The sequence below is a fragment of the Ramlibacter sp. genome (assembly GCF_041916345.1).
GTDB lineage: Bacteria > Pseudomonadota > Gammaproteobacteria > Burkholderiales > Burkholderiaceae_C > Ramlibacter.
This window is the reverse complement of sequence record NZ_JAYRZR010000001.1, coordinates 65,772-79,794: the sequence shown is the minus strand read 5'-3', so window position 1 is coordinate 79,794 and position 14,023 is coordinate 65,772. Positions and strand designations below refer to the sequence as shown.

Here is a 14,023-nt window from a genome sequence, read left to right as displayed (position 1 = left end):
GGACTGCGCGGGATGGTATCTTCCAAGGTTTTGTCAACCCGCAGGAGTCGCCCCATGGGCAACAAGATCGTCACCGAAGCCGACCGCAAGCGCACCCCCGCGCCCAAGACCGCCGAAGGCTACCGCATCGCCAAGGAAGGCACCGGCCAGCGCATCAGCCGCGAGCGCGGCACGGCCACGCGCAGCAAGAAGAACCCCGGCAAGCGCGCCGGCAAGGGCGGCTGAGTCCCCGCGGGCCCGATTGCGGCCGGCGGGCGGAACCTTTTGCCCGCCGGCGCGATCTGACCTTCGCAGCGGTTCGTTTCCCTGCGCGCTGCAAGCTTCTCATCAAGGGCTCCGGGGTCGGCATGCCGGCCCCTTTTTTCGCCTGCCCGTTTCATGTCGCGCCCGCGCACCGGCATGTGCGCGCGGGCTTGTGGAAATCTCATGACCCGATCCATCCTGATCTCGTGGCTCCTGGCGCTGGCCGCCGGCGTCGCCTCGGCCCAGACGGCCACCCCCGCGCCCGCCGCCGCCGCTGCCGGCAATGGCAACGGCAAGAAGGAACTCATCAGCCGCATCCTCAAGGTGCAGCAGCCCGGTATCGAGGCCATGGCCCGTGACCTGGCGCGCCAGCCCGCCAACGAACTGCTGTCGCAAGTGGCCGACTACCTGGACAGCCAGGTGCCCGCGGACAAGCGCGAGGCCCTGGCCAAGGGCGCCCAGCAGGACGCCGACCGCTTCTTCCAGGACGTGCACCCGATGGTGCGGGAGCGCGCGCTCAAGCTCGCCCCCACCACCATCGGCACGCTGCTGGAGGAAAGGCTGACCGAGGATGAGCTGCGCCAGGTCGCCGCCATGCTGGAATCGCCGGCCTTCTCGAAGTACCAGGCCCTGGGCGGCGACATGCAGCGGGCCCTGCTCGCCAAGCTGGTGCCCGAACTCAAGCCCCAGGTCGACACCCGCCTGCGCGCGCTCGACGAAGCGCTGGCCAAGCGCCTGGGCGTGGCGCCCGCACTGGCTCAGCCGGCCGGCAACGGAACCGCCGCGCAGCCCGCGCCGGCCGCCGCCGCGAAGCCGCCTGCCAAGAAGTAGCCCCTTCAACGGGCACGCGACTTGCGTGTCCAGTGAACCTGCCGGGGTCTTTTCAAGTTTCTTCCCCGGCTGCTTATCCCCTCGGGGCCTGCGCTCCCAGGGGATTTTTTCGTTCCGTGCCACGCCGCTGGCAGGCCGGGACTGACAAGACACGCGCGCGTTCGAACAGTTTTGTCAGCTGAGCGCTGGCAAACCCTGGACGCACGCGCCCGGTTGCCATCATTTTTGTAGCGCCCAGCCCACAGAATGCGGGCCTGAACGCCTCCGGGACTGGACGAGTCCGGCGCAAGCTACAAAAATTGTAGCGATGGCCGCCACCACGCCCACTTCTGCCTTCGCGACCTACTACGACGTGCTCCAGGTCGAGCGCGGCGCGCCGCCCGAGCGCGTGCGAGCCGCCTATCGTCGCCTCGCCCAGAAGTACCACCCCGACAAGATGCCCGGCAACGCCAACGCCCCCCGTGCGATGGCCGCGATCAACGCCGCCTACGACGTGCTGAAGGACCCGGACCGTCGGGCCGAGCATGACCGCTGGATCCGTCGCGCCGAGGAAGCCAGCCGACCCATGCCGCTGGAAGTGCCGGAGGCACCGGCCGACCTGTGGACCTTCATGCACCCCGCCCGCAGCTGGCCCTGGTACCTGCTGTTCGCCACCCTGCTGGCGGCCGTGGGCACCATCACGGCGGCGGTGTACCTCACGGCCATGCCGGCGCGGTCCGGCGCGCATCCGCCCGGGTTGATGGCGGGCGACCCCTGCCGACCGGCCGCCGCCGGCCAGCCGGCCTGCGCACCGCGCCGCTGAGCCCCCGCACCGGCCCGTCCGCTCAAGCCGGGCGGTTGCCCGTTGCGTGCTGATGCGCCAGGCGCGCCTCTTCCCGCAGGGCCTGCGTGCTGCGCTGCTCGCGCAGGCGGTGATCCACCAGCAGCCGGAAGAACCAGGGCACGAAGAAGATCGCCAGGAAGGTCGCGGCCAGCATGCCGCCCATCACGCCCGTGCCCACCGACACCCGGGCGCCGGCACCGGCACCCGATGAGAAGGCGAGCGGCGCGACGCCCAGGATGAAGGCGAGCGAGGTCATCACGATCGGGCGGAATCGCAGGCGCGCGGCCTCCAGCGCGGCGGCCGACGCGCTCATGCCCTCCGCGACCTTCAGCGACGCGTACTCCACGATCAGGATGGCGTTCTTCGCGGCCAGGCCGAGCAGCGTGACCAGCCCGATCTGGAAATACACGTCGTTCGTCAGTCCGCGCAGCGACACCGCGGCCAGGGCGCCGAAGGTGCCGAAGGGCAGCGCCAGCAGCACCGACAGCGGCAGTGACCAGCGCTCGTACTGGGCCGCCAGGATCAGGAACACCATCAGCGCCCCGAGCGCCAGCGCCAGGCCCGATGTACCGCTGGAGCGCTTCTCCTGGAACGAGGCGCCGCCCCAGTCGAAGCTGAAGTCCAGCGGCAGCACGCGCGTGGCGATGCGCTCCACCTCCGCGATGGCCTGGCCCGAGCTGACCCCGGGCGCGCCCTGGCCGAACAGCTTGACCGCCGGCAGGTTGTTGAAGCGGTCCAGCGTCTCCGGGCCGGCCGCGTGCCGCACCGTCGCCAGCGCGGAGACCGGCACCATCTCGCCCTTGTCGGACCGCACCCACATGCGGCCGATGTCCTCGGGCTGGCGGCGGTAGGCCGGATCCGCCGACATCAGTACCTGCCAGGTGCGACCGGCCTTGTTGAAGTCGTTCACGTAGTAGGAGCCCAGCGTCGCCGCCAGCGTGTCGAACACGGCGTCCACCGGCACGCCGAGCGCCTTGGCACGCGCGCGGTCCACGTCCACGTAGAGCTGGGGCGTGGCCGCCCGCCAGAGCGTCTGCACGCCCGCGAGCTGCTTGCTCTGCATCACCGCGGCCTGGAACTGCTGCGTCACTTCGGACAGGCGGGCCGGGCCGCCCTCGCCCCGGTTCTGGATGTAGAACTCGAAGCCGCCCGCGTTGCCCAGGCCGAAGATCGGCGGCGGGTTGAAGGCGAGCACGAGCGCCTCCTGGATGCCCGCGGTCTTCATGAACAGTTCGCCCACCAGGGCCTGCACCGGCACCTGGCGCTCGTCCCAGTGCTTCTGCGTCACGAAGATGGTGGCCGCGTTGTTGCGGAAGCCCCCGCCCAGGAAGTCGAAGCCGGCAAACGAGACGGCGTCCAGGTTGTTGGGGTTGGAGCGGATCACCTCCAGCACCTGGTTGACCACCTTGTCGGTGCGCTCGAGCGAGGCCCCATCCGGCAGGATGACCGCGGCAATGTAGAAGCCCTGGTCTTCATCCGGCACCAGCGATCCCGGCGTGGCGCGCCACAGGCCGGCGGTGACGGCCACCATGCCCACGAACAGCGCCAGCGCGATGCCGCCCCGGCGCAGCAGGAAGCCCACGCCCGAGGTGTAGTGGTGGGTGACCGCGCCGAAGCCGCGGTTGAAGGCCGCGAAGACGCGGTTCTCGCCCTTGTGCTCGCGCTTGAGGATCAGCACGCACAGCGCCGGCGTCAGCGTGAGCGCCACCACGCCGGAGATGACGACGGCGATGGAGATGGTGATGGCGAACTGGCGGTACAGCTCGCCGGTGAGGCCGCCGAGAAAGGCGATGGGCACGAACACCGCGCACAGCACCAGCACGATGGCGATCACCGGGCCAGTCACCTCCCGCATGGCCTGCACGGCGGCCTCCCGCGCGGGCAGGTGCTCCTCGTGCATGATGCGTTCCACGTTCTCCAGCACCACGATGGCGTCGTCCACCACGATGCCGATCGCCAGCACCATGCCGAACAGCGTGAGCGTGTTGATCGAGTAGCCCAGCAGCAGCAGGCCGGCAATGGTGCCGATCAGCGACACGGGCACGGCCAGCGTGGGGATCAGCGTGGCGCGCCAGTTCTGCAGGAAGACGAACACCACCAGGAACACCAGCACCATGGCCTCGGCCAGGGTCTTCAGCACCTCGCGGATGGAGACCTCGACGAAGCGTGTGGTGTCGTACGGGATCGAGTAGCTCAGGCCGTCGGGAAAGCGCTGCGAGAGGCCGGCCATGACCGACTTCACCTCGCCCGCCACCTCCAGCGCATTCGCGCCGGGCTGCAGGAAGATGCCCACCAGCGTGGCCGGCTTGCCGTTGATGCGACCGATGAAGTCGTAGTCGCGGCTGCCCAGCTCCACCCGCGCCACGTCTCGCAGGCGCACCGCGGAGCCGTCGGGCTGCGAGCGCAGCAGGATGTCCTCGAACTGCGCCGGCTCGGTCAGTCGCCCGCGGGTGGTGATGGTGTAGACCAGCTCCTGCCGGCCGCTGGTGGGCGCCTGGCCCACCTTGCCCGCGGCGAACTGCGCGTTCTGCTCGTTGATGGCGCGCGCCACGTCCGCGGTGGTCAGCTTCAGCTGCGCCAGGCGATCGGGCTTGAGCCAGATGCGCATGGCGTAGTCCTTGGCGCCGAAGATCTGCACGTTGGTGGTGCCGGGCACCCGCTTGAGCGCGTCCAGCACGTTCAGGGTGACGTAGTTGCTGGTGTACAGGTCGTCGTAGCGGCCGTCCGGCGCATAGAACGCCAGCACCTGCAGGAAGGAAGACGAACCCTTCTCCACCGTCACGCCCTGGCGGCGCACCTCCTGCGGCAGGCGTGGCTCTGCCTGCTTGACGCGGTTGTTCACGTTCAGCGCGGCCTGGTTGACGTCGGTGCCGATCTCGAACGTCACCTGGATCTGGACCACGCCGTTGCCCGCCGAGGTGGAGCTCATGTAGAGCATGCGCTCGACGCCATTGATGGCGTTCTCGATCGGCGCGGCGACGGTCTGCTCCAGCACCTGGGCGCTGGCGCCGGGGTAGATCGCCTGCACCGTGACGACCGGGGGCGCGATCTCGGGGTACTGCGCCACCGGCAGCACGCGCATCGCGGCCAGGCCGGCGATCATGATGAAGATGGAGAGCACCGCCGCGAAGATCGGGCGGTCGATGAAGAAGCGGGAGAACATGTGCCCCCCTTACTGCTTCACGGGGGCGGAGGCCGCGCCGGCCGGCGGCGCCACCTGCACCGGCGCACCGGGCCCGATGCGCATGAGGCCGTCCACGATGACCTGGTCGCCGGCCTTCAGGCCGGAACGGATCACCCAGCCCTTGCCATCCGGCAGGTCCACCCATTCGCCCGCCTGCACCGGCCGCATGGTGGCCACCGGCGCGCCCTTCAACTCCGGCTTGTCGGAGGGCGCCAGCACGTAGACGAACTTGCCCTGCGGCCCCTCGAGCACGGCACGTTGCGGCACGTGCATCACGTCGGGTCGCGTGGCGCCAGTCAGCCGCACGCGCACGAACTGGCCGGGCTTGAGCCGGCCGTCGGCGTTCGGCAGCTCGGCCTGCGAGCGCACGGTCCCCGTGCCGGCGTCGACCAGCGGCTCGCTGAAGACCAGCCGGCCGCCCGCGCCCAGCGGCGTGCCGTCGGCGGCCTGTACCTGGACCGAGAAGCCCTGCGGCGGCAACAGCAGGCGGCCTTCGCGCTGGTCGGCCTGCATGCGGGCCTGCTCGGCGTCCGGGACGCCGAAGACCACCTTCAGCGGGTGCAGCTGCACGATCGTCGTCAGCAGGACGTCCGGGCCGGACACGAGGCTGCCTTCCGACTTGGCGGCTCCCCCAGCGACGCCGGCCACCGGCGCCACCACCTGGGTGTAGCCGAGGTTCAGCCGGGCCTCGCTCACCCGCGCCGCCGCCGCCTTGGCATCGGCCTCGGCCACGTCGCGCGCGGCCAGCGCGTCATCCAGGTCCCGCCGGCTCACCACGCCGCTTTCCGCCAGCGGCTGCAGGCGCTCCACCAGGCGCCGGGCGTTGGCCCCCCTCGCCTGCACGGCGGCGAGATCGGCCTCGGCGCGGGCCAGCGCCGTCTGGAAAGGCACCGGGTCGATGGTGAACAGCGACTGGCCGGCGCGCACGGGCTGGCCCTCGGTGTAGTTGCGCTTCTGCAGGATGCCGGTGACGCGCGCGCGCACCTCGACTTCGCGCGAGCCCTGCGTCTGGCCGGAGAACTCGAAGGCGACCGGCAGCGTGCCCGGCTGTACCGTGACCACGCTCACCGCTGGCGGCGGGCCACCGAAGCCGGGCGGCGCGCCGCCGCCCTGTCCGCCGCCGCACGCGGCCAGCAGCAGCGCAGCTGCCGTCGCCGCCCAAGCGGCCATCGTCCTCCCTGTCGCGCGCTCCCGGCGTGCGATCGATCCGTCTTGCATGTCTGGCATCCTCGTGAGATGGAAATCCCGCGGGGGTGCTGCGGGTCAGGCGGGCGATGTTACCGAGGCTTGCAGGATCTTGCTGGCCACCCGCCTGCAGCCTGCTGACATAGCGGCGTCAGGGGCGTGGTGACTCCCGGGCGAGCAGCACCGCCTTGTGATCCATGAAGTGCACCCGCCAGCCGTCAGCGCGCAGGTTCGACATGCGCCGGACGCGCTCATCGAAATCCTCGCGCATCAGCAGCATGTAGCGCACGTCATAGTGGGCGACGAAGGCGCGCAGGCGCTCCTCGTCGTTCAGCAGGTCGAGGATGGAGATGAAGTAGGAGTCGCCATAGGAGTCCATGCGCGAGTCCATCACCGGCTTCAGGCGCGGCCAGGCCCGGTGGATCAGTTCGGCGCCGAGCACGAAGTGGTTCAGCACGTTGCCCTGCAGCGCCGGATCCTCGATCTTCTCGCGCATCATCAGCGTGAAGTTGGCCGAGGGCGCGAAGTACGGCCAGGCACCGTAGCCATTGCCGTGTTTCACCACCAGCGCGATGCCCAGCGCGGCGAGCGCCGTGGTGCCTGCCAGCAGGGCCCGCTCAACCGCGGCGCGCGGCCGCCAGCCGATCGCGCGCGCGCAGGGCAGGAGGGCGATGAACCCGAACAGCACCGGAAAGCGCAGCGCCCGGAAGGCCAGCACGCTGAAGGCGGCCAGCAGCAGCCAGTCGGCCCAGCGGAGGCGGTCCCGCCGCAGCACGGCCACCAGCCAGCTCAGGGCGAACACGGCCAGGAACAGCAGCACGAACCGGGTGTCGATGTACTTCGGCGTCAGCGTGGGCAGCCACTCGGTCAGGAAGGTCCGCGCCACCTGGGAGCGCGTCAGTTCGAAGGCGAACGTGTACATGCCCCAGCCGAGCGGATTGACCAGGCTCGCCAGCGCCATGGCAAGGGCCAGCAGCGCATACGGCCCACCGGCACGAAGGGCGGCCGGCAGCCAGACGGTTCGGTCCCGGGACCGCAGGGGCCAAGCAGCCTGGGCGCCCTCGCCGGTGGCGAACAGCCCGGCGACGACTGGCCCGAGCAGGAACGACCCGTGCGAGTTGGCCCAGATCAAGGCGATCGGCAGGCCCCAGAGCAGCCGCCGCCAGCGGCCGTCCTGCTGGCAGGCCACAAGAAGGTGCAGCAGCCACAGCAGCAGGAGCAGCGCCACGATCTCCGGCCGCAGGTAGTGGCGATAGTTCGCGACCGCGACCGCAACCAGCCCCAGCAGAAGGCTGGCGCCGAGGCTGTGCGTCAGGCGCCAGGCCAGGCGGGCCGCCAGGCCGAACAGCAGCAGACCGAGCGCGCCCAGCACCAATCGCAGGTTGTCCTCACCCACGGTCACGATGAACCCATGGAACAGGACCGAAGGCAGCCACTCGTGGACGTTGAAGGGCCGGTCACGCACCTCGGTGAAGGGGAACAGCAGGGTGCGCGGGATCTCACCGTTCTCGATGATCCAGCGACCCACGCGCGCCTGCAGCCAGAAGTCGTTGCTCTGCATCGGCACGCAGGTCGCGATGGTGACGAGGACCAGCGTTGCCACGAGGGCGGCGATGGCCAGCGGCCCGCCGCGCTCGCGCCGACGTGGGGCCGACCCTGCCGGATCCGGAGGGGTCGCTTCGGCAGCGGCGCTCATCCGCGCCTCCAGGTGACTGCACGGCTCGCCACGTAGTTCCACACCGTGCCGACGAAGACGCCGGCCACAGCCGCGAGCAGCCAGGCGCCCTGCGAACGGTCGAAGATGGCACTGGCCACGCCGACGTTGGCCACCACGCCCAATCCGCAGACGCCGTAGAAGCTGAGCAGGCCGCGCAGCCAGCCCAGGCCGCGGTGGCGGCGGTCCCGGTAGGTGAAGACGTTGTTCAAGGCATAGTTCGTGGTCATCGCGGTCATCGTCGCCGCCGTCTGCGCCGCGTCGAAGCCGACGCGCACGCCGCGGAAAAGGGCCCACAGCACGGCCATGTGCACCAGCACGCCCGAGGCGCCCACCAGTGCGTACATCACGAAGCGCGCAGGCACCCAGCGGCCGATGCGCTTGTCGATCAGCAGCAGGGCGAACTCCCACGCCACGGCCGAATCCAGCTTGCTGACACCGGCCAGGCGCGGACGGAACTGGTACGGGACCTCCGCCACGCGGGGCGGCTGGGGCGCGGAGGCCAGGATGTCCAGCAGGATCTTGTATCCCTCGCCGGACAGACGCCGCACGGCGCCCTCGAACACGCTGCGGCGCAGGGCGAAGAAGCCGCTCATCGGATCGGCCAGCGGCACATGGAGAACGGCGCCCGCGAGCCAGGTGGCGACGCGGCTCATGGCCTCGCGGCCGGCGTCGAAGCCCTCGCCCACCCCGCCGCCGGCGACGTAGCGGCTGCCCACCACCACTTCGGCCTGGTTCGCATCCAGCAGGGCCAGCATGCGCGGCAGCACCGACTCGTCATGCTGCAGATCGGCATCCATCACCGCCACCAGCGGCGCGGACGTGCTGAGGATGCCCTCGATCACCGCGCGCGAGAGACCGCGCCGGCCCAGGCGCAGCAGGCAGCGCACATGGGGTTTTTCCCGGGCCAGCGCCTGGACGACGGCCGCCGTGCCATCGGGTGAATCGTCATCGACGAAGACCACCTCCCAGGGGCGCCCGGCCAATACCTGCTCCAGCCGCGCGACCAGCGGGGCGATGTTCGGGGCCTCGTTGAACGTGGGCACGACCACGGCCAAGGCCGGCTGCGCGACCGCAGCGTGCTTCTCGACAGGCGAGACCATCAGTGCCTGGACAGAAGCCGCAGCACCGCCTGGGCGAACAAGGCCGGCTTCTCCTGCGGCAGGTTATGGCCTGCGCCCGGGACGATGTGGTGCTCGCGCGGCCCGGTGAAGCGCGCCGCGTGGGCGGATGCGGGCGATGGGGGCCGCACGCCGTCATCCTCGCCGTCGAAGGTGATGGTGGGCACGGTGATCGGCGGCTGCGCCGCGAGCTGCCGCTCGATCTCGGCATAGGCCGGATCGCCGGGCACCAGGTTGTAGCGGTGCCGGTAGGAATGGATCACGACCTCGACGAAGTCCGAGTTGTCGAACGCCGGCGCCGTGCGCTCGAAGGTCGCGGCGTCGAAGCGCCAGGTGGGCGACCAGGTCTCCCACAGCAGCCGGGCGATGCCGCGGCGGTGGCGCCGCAGGCCCTCGCGCCCGCGCTCGGAGTGGAAGTAGTACTGGTACCAGAGGCTGCGCTCGTTGGCGGGCGTGTCGGGCTCCAGCGCCCGCGAGTGGTCGAAGAGGTTGTAGTTCTTGTAGGAGACGAGGCCTGTGCAGCGCGCGGGCCACAAGGCCGCGACCACGCAGCAGGCGCGCCCGCCCCAGTCGTAGCCCGCCAGCACGGCGCGCGGGATGGCAAGCGCATCCATCAGCGCCAGCAGATCGGCGCCCAGCGCGGCCTGCTCGCCCGAGCGCGGCGTGGCGGCGTCCCGGAAGCGGGTGGGACCATAGCCGCGCAGGTAGGGCACGATCACGCGGCAGCCCGCCTGCGTGAGCGGCGGGACGACTTCGGCGAAGGCGTGGATGTCATACGGGAAGCCGTGCATCAGGAAGACGACCGGCCCGTCAGCAGGGCCGGCGTCCACGTACGAGACGTCGAGCGGACCGGCCTGGATGGACTTCAGGGGCGCGAAAGCGGACATGGCGGAAGCTTGCCACAAACGCGTGTCTGCAGCGCTACCACCCCAGCCCGAACCGCAGCGCCAGCATCACGCCGGTGCCGCAGACGATGGTGCCGAACAGGCTGGGCCGCCAGATGTAGAACGCCAGGCCCGCCGCCGCGCCGAACACACGTGGGTCGCGCCAGTCCGTGATGAGGTGGCCCCGCGTGAGCACCAGTTCCGGCGCCACCACGGCCGTGAGCGCCGCCACCGGCGCATAGCGCAGGCCCTCGCGCAACCAGGCCGGCATGGGCAGTTCGTCCCGGGTGAGCATGAAGGCCGAGCGGCACAGCAGCACCACCAGCGCCATGCCGATGATGGTGATCAGCATCTCCCCCTGGCTCATCGGCTGGCGCGCCCCCGCAGCGCCGCGACACGCTCGCCCAGCACACCCACCGCCACGGCCGCCGCGATGGCCACCACCACGTTCAGCTTCATGGGCAAGGCGTAGGCGGCCACCGCGGCGCAGGCCGCGACCACGGCCGCGGCCCACGACGACGGCGTGCGAAGCTGGGTGCAGGTCAGCGCCAGCAGCGCCATCACCCCCGCGAAGCCGAGTCCCCAGGAGGCCGGGATGCCACTGCCCAGCAGGATGCCGGTGCTGATGGCCACCTGCCAGAAGCCGAAGCTCACGATGGCGCTGCCCAGGAAATAGTCCGTGTAGGCCACGCCCGGCAAGGCCTGCGTCTCCGGAAACCGCCGCGCGAACACGGCGAAGTTGGTGTCCCCCATCAGGAAGCTGATGCCGATGCGACGGCCCAGCGGCAGGTGCCGGAAGAAGGGTCGGAAGTGGAAGCTGAAGGCCATGAAGCGCAGGCTGACGCACAGCGTGGTGCCCCACACGACCCACACCGGCGCATCCGCTGCGATCAAGGGCAGCGCCGCGATCTGCGCCGAGCCGGCGTAGGTGACCAGGGACATCAGCAGCGCCAGCGGCACGCCCATCCCGCTCTTGGCCATGGCGACACCGGCCACCAGGCCCCAGGAGGCGATGCCCAGGGCGATGGGCAGCGTCTCGCGCGCACCTTCGCGCACCAGCGGGCGGCGGCTGAACGCGAGCGCCTGGGCGCGCAGCGAGGCAAGACGGGAACTCAGGGCGCGGTCCTCCTTGGAGGAGCGATTGTCGCCTGAGGCCGCACCGCCCCTGGCACGGGGCGCATTGGCTGCCCGGGTGTATCGCCGGCTATTGGCCCTGCTTCGGGCGGCGCCTCATACTGCGCGGGATGAGTGATGACGACATTTGCCACCTGTCGGCCACGGCCATCGTGGCCGCCGTGCGCGCCCGTGAGCTGACCGCCACGCGCGTGCTCGAGAACCACCTTGCCCGCACCGCGCGTCTCGAGCCGGCCCTGAACACCTACGTGACACTCGACACCGAGGGCGCGCTGCGCGCCGCCGACCGGGTGGACCGGGCGATAGCGGAGGGCACCGACCCCGGCCCGCTCGCGGGCCTGCCGGTCAGCGTGAAGGACCTGATCGCCGTCGGCGGCCTGCGGCAGACCTTCGGCTCGCGCCTGTTCAAGGACAACGTGGCCGCGGCGGATGCACCGTCCGTGGAGCGGCTGCGCCGGGCGGGCGCCGTCATCACCGGCAAGACGACCACCAGCGAGCTGGGCTCCAAGGCCGTGGGCGACTCCCCCTTGACGGGCGCCACCCGCAACCCGTGGAACCGGCAGGCCACGCCCGGTGGCTCCAGCGCCGGCGCCGCAGCCGGAGTCGCCGCCGGATTGGTGCCCGCGGCGCTGGGCACCGATGGGGGCGGCTCCATCCGCATCCCGGCCTCCTTCTGCGGCCTGGTGGGCTTCAAGGCAAGCTTCGGCCGCGTGCCGGTGTGGCCTGCATCCGCCACGCCCTCGGTGGCGCATGTGGCCCCGATCGCCCGCGACGTGCAGGATGTCGCCCTGCTGCTGGACGTGATCACAGGCCATGACTCGCGCGATCCGGGCAGCGTGCCCGCGCCGCCAATGGCCGCCAGCGCGCAGATCGGCTTGCCGATTCGCGGCCTGCGCATCGGCTGGGTTTCCTCGCTGGGCTACGGCACCGCGGACAGCGAGATCATCGGCCTTTGCCTGGCAGCGGCCCGCCGGCTGACGGACGAGGGGGCCATGGTGGCGGCGATGGACCGCCCCCTGTTCGATGCGGACCCGAACGGCGCCTGGAACGAGGTGTTCTACGGCGCCATCGGCGCCCGCGTGCGGCAACAGGCCGGTGATGACATCGCCCAGGCCGACATCGACGAGGCCTTGAAGCGCGTGTTGCTGCAGCGCGGCCCGGACCGCCCGCCGGAAGAAGTCGCGCGGCTGCGCGCCGATGGCGTGCGCCAGGTCGAGGAAGCCTTCACGCGCTTCGATGTGCTCGCCATGCCCACGATGCCCGTCACGGCCCCGCCACTGGGGGTCGACGTGCCGGGCGGTCACGAGGGCCGCAACCCGGTGGACTGGTCGTACTTCACCTACCCGTTCAACCTGAGCGGGAACCCGGCGGTTTCGATGCCTGTCGGCCTGGCATCGAACGGCATGCCCTTCGGCCTGCAACTGGTGGCAGCGCGCGGCAACGATGAGACGCTGATCGCCGTGGCGTCGGCCTTCGAGCGCATCAACCGCTTCAGGGACCGGCCTTCAATCGCCTGACAGCTGCGCGAGCACCGCCCGGGCGGGTGCCTCCCGCCACGCGATCATCGGTCCCGTGTTCACCCGCGTGCGGCCATACACGAGCCAGACCACGTCCACCTCGCCGATTTCCTTGTCGATGCGGAAACGGCCAGGGTGGTCGTGCGCGACGTCCAGCGAGGTGAAGCCCGAGTCGAACTCGCCAGCCAGCAGGCGGCGCGCGGTATCGGAATTGGAAAGCGTATGCACCTCCCGCTTGTAGCGGGACGGCTCGAAGTAGCCTGCGGTGGGCAGGATGTAGCCCACGGACTCCGGCGTCTCGACATCGGCGCGCGTGAGCAGGCCCATGGGGCGCGTGCGGCCGATGAAGCAGTCGATGATGAAGACCTCCCGGTGATGCACCTCGATGGTCTCGGCGACGTGGTGATGCGCGCAGACCTGGATCATCAGGTCCACCTCGCCGCGGCGCAGCATCTCCACCGCCTCGATGAAGTTGTCGATGAACACCACCTCAGCACCGTGCAGCGCGTGAAAGTCGATGTAGCGCCGGGTGTTCAGGTCGTGGTTGCTGCCAGCCGGGCCGAGGGTTGCAATTTTCAAGGCCGTTCCAGTAGAGTCGAAAGCGCCAGCCTAGCGCCAAGGCGCGGCCAGTGCTGTATCTGGAGAGCGTGACCGTGTCCCCCCATCCCACCATCCTTGCATCATGGGACGCCTGCCTGGGCCACACGGCCGAGTGGCTCGCCACGCCGTCCCTCGGCCAGGTGCGCCAGATGACGGCGGGGACCCTGCTGTACGCGCAGGGCATGCCCCACAGATGTTTCTACCTGATCCGCGAAGGCTATGTGCAATGCGCCATGCTGCATGGCAGTGGCCGCCGTCTCCTGCTGGAGCTGATGGGGCCCGGCACGATGTTCGGCGAGGGCGCGGCGTTCGACGGCCTGCCCCGCTACGTCGATGCCCAGGCCGTGACCGACGTCGTGGTGTCGGCCTATGCACCGGAAGACATCGTCGGCGCGGGCGAACGGGCCACCGCGCTGATGGCGGACATCATCCGCATCATGGCCAGCAAGCAGCGCGTGCTGGCCAGCAAGCTGCTGGCCTTCAACAGCGAGGATCCCGAGGAGCGACTTCGCCACCTGCTGCACAAGCTGGTCTCGGTGCAGCGACGCGCCAGCCCGGACACGGCACGCGCACGCCAGGTGTGGCTGAGCCAGGAGAACCTGGGCGAGATGTGCGGCATGAGCCGCATCAGCGCGGCCAGGGCCCTGCGGCGACTGGCCGAACTCGGCCTCGTCCGCACGCATCCGCGCTTCGTGGAGGTGCTGGACCCCGCTGGCCTCGCCGTCGGCTGACCGCGCGCTGTATCTCCAGCTATAGAGGCGGACCCAGGGCGGCGCCTAGCATGAGG

13 protein-coding genes are annotated in these 14,023 nt (G+C 70.5%); 5 read left to right on the top strand and 8 right to left on the bottom strand.

Annotated features, from left to right (window positions below):
• The first annotated feature begins 54 nt into the window (after positions 1–54).
• The 3 genes from ACE3T5_RS00355 (at position 55) to ACE3T5_RS00345 (ending at position 1,876) form a co-directional block, all read left to right on the top strand.
• Positions 55–225 carry a hypothetical protein gene (locus tag ACE3T5_RS00355; RefSeq protein WP_374663234.1) on the top strand — a complete coding sequence of 57 codons (171 nt, stop codon included), beginning with the start codon at positions 55–57 and terminating at the stop codon, positions 223–225.
• 201 nt (positions 226–426) lie between these two features.
• Entirely contained in the window at positions 427–1,074 is a 648-nt protein-coding gene (locus ACE3T5_RS00350) for a hypothetical protein (RefSeq protein ID WP_374663232.1), read from the top strand.
• A 307-nt stretch (positions 1,075–1,381) separates the two neighbouring features.
• Complete coding sequence (locus ACE3T5_RS00345) at positions 1,382–1,876, top strand: J domain-containing protein (RefSeq protein WP_374663230.1); 495 nt, start codon at positions 1,382–1,384, stop codon at positions 1,874–1,876.
• A 22-nt stretch (positions 1,877–1,898) separates the two neighbouring features.
• Here ACE3T5_RS00345 and ACE3T5_RS00340 read toward each other — a convergent pair whose 3' ends face one another.
• From ACE3T5_RS00340 to ACE3T5_RS00310, 7 genes are all read right to left on the bottom strand, one after another.
• The gene (locus tag ACE3T5_RS00340) at positions 1,899–5,060 is read right to left on the bottom strand and encodes an efflux RND transporter permease subunit (protein ID WP_374663228.1); all 3,162 of its coding nucleotides are present in this window, start codon (positions 5,058–5,060) and stop codon (positions 1,899–1,901) included.
• A 9-nt stretch (positions 5,061–5,069) separates the two neighbouring features.
• Entirely contained in the window at positions 5,070–6,251 is a 1,182-nt protein-coding gene (locus ACE3T5_RS00335; RefSeq protein ID WP_374663226.1) for an efflux RND transporter periplasmic adaptor subunit, read from the bottom strand.
• Positions 6,252–6,417: 166 nt separating this feature from the next.
• The gene (locus ACE3T5_RS00330; protein WP_374663224.1) at positions 6,418–7,962 is read right to left on the bottom strand and encodes a hypothetical protein; all 1,545 of its coding nucleotides are present in this window, start codon (positions 7,960–7,962) and stop codon (positions 6,418–6,420) included.
• Complete coding sequence (locus ACE3T5_RS00325; RefSeq protein WP_374663222.1) at positions 7,959–9,083, bottom strand: glycosyltransferase; 1,125 nt, start codon at positions 9,081–9,083, stop codon at positions 7,959–7,961. Before ACE3T5_RS00325 ends, ACE3T5_RS00330 begins: the two co-directional genes overlap by 4 nt.
• A complete protein-coding gene (locus tag ACE3T5_RS00320) occupies positions 9,083–9,988 on the bottom strand; it encodes an alpha/beta fold hydrolase (protein ID WP_374663220.1) in 906 nt (301 codons plus the stop codon). The genes ACE3T5_RS00325 and ACE3T5_RS00320 overlap by 1 nt, the downstream gene beginning before the upstream one ends.
• A 34-nt stretch (positions 9,989–10,022) precedes the next feature.
• Complete coding sequence (locus ACE3T5_RS00315; protein WP_374663218.1) at positions 10,023–10,337, bottom strand: AzlD domain-containing protein; 315 nt, start codon at positions 10,335–10,337, stop codon at positions 10,023–10,025.
• 11 nt (positions 10,338–10,348) lie between these two features.
• Positions 10,349–11,041: an AzlC family ABC transporter permease gene (locus ACE3T5_RS00310; protein WP_374663216.1), complete on the bottom strand. Its 693-nt coding sequence runs from the start codon at positions 11,039–11,041 to the stop codon at positions 10,349–10,351.
• A 188-nt stretch (positions 11,042–11,229) separates the two neighbouring features.
• Here ACE3T5_RS00310 and ACE3T5_RS00305 point away from each other — a divergent pair, with 188 nt between their 5' ends.
• The gene (locus ACE3T5_RS00305) at positions 11,230–12,636 is read left to right on the top strand and encodes an amidase (protein ID WP_374663214.1); all 1,407 of its coding nucleotides are present in this window, start codon (positions 11,230–11,232) and stop codon (positions 12,634–12,636) included.
• Here ACE3T5_RS00305 and ACE3T5_RS00300 read toward each other — a convergent pair.
• Positions 12,625–13,215 carry a hypothetical protein gene (locus ACE3T5_RS00300; RefSeq protein WP_374663212.1) on the bottom strand — a complete coding sequence of 197 codons (591 nt, stop codon included), beginning with the start codon at positions 13,213–13,215 and terminating at the stop codon, positions 12,625–12,627. The two genes, ACE3T5_RS00305 and ACE3T5_RS00300, sit on opposite strands and share 12 nt — an antisense overlap.
• Positions 13,216–13,289: 74 nt before the next feature.
• On the opposite strand from ACE3T5_RS00300, the gene ACE3T5_RS00295 reads away from it, so the two are divergent.
• A complete protein-coding gene (locus ACE3T5_RS00295) occupies positions 13,290–13,967 on the top strand; it encodes a Crp/Fnr family transcriptional regulator (protein WP_374663210.1) in 678 nt (225 codons plus the stop codon).
• The last annotated feature ends 56 nt before the right edge of the window (positions 13,968–14,023 follow it).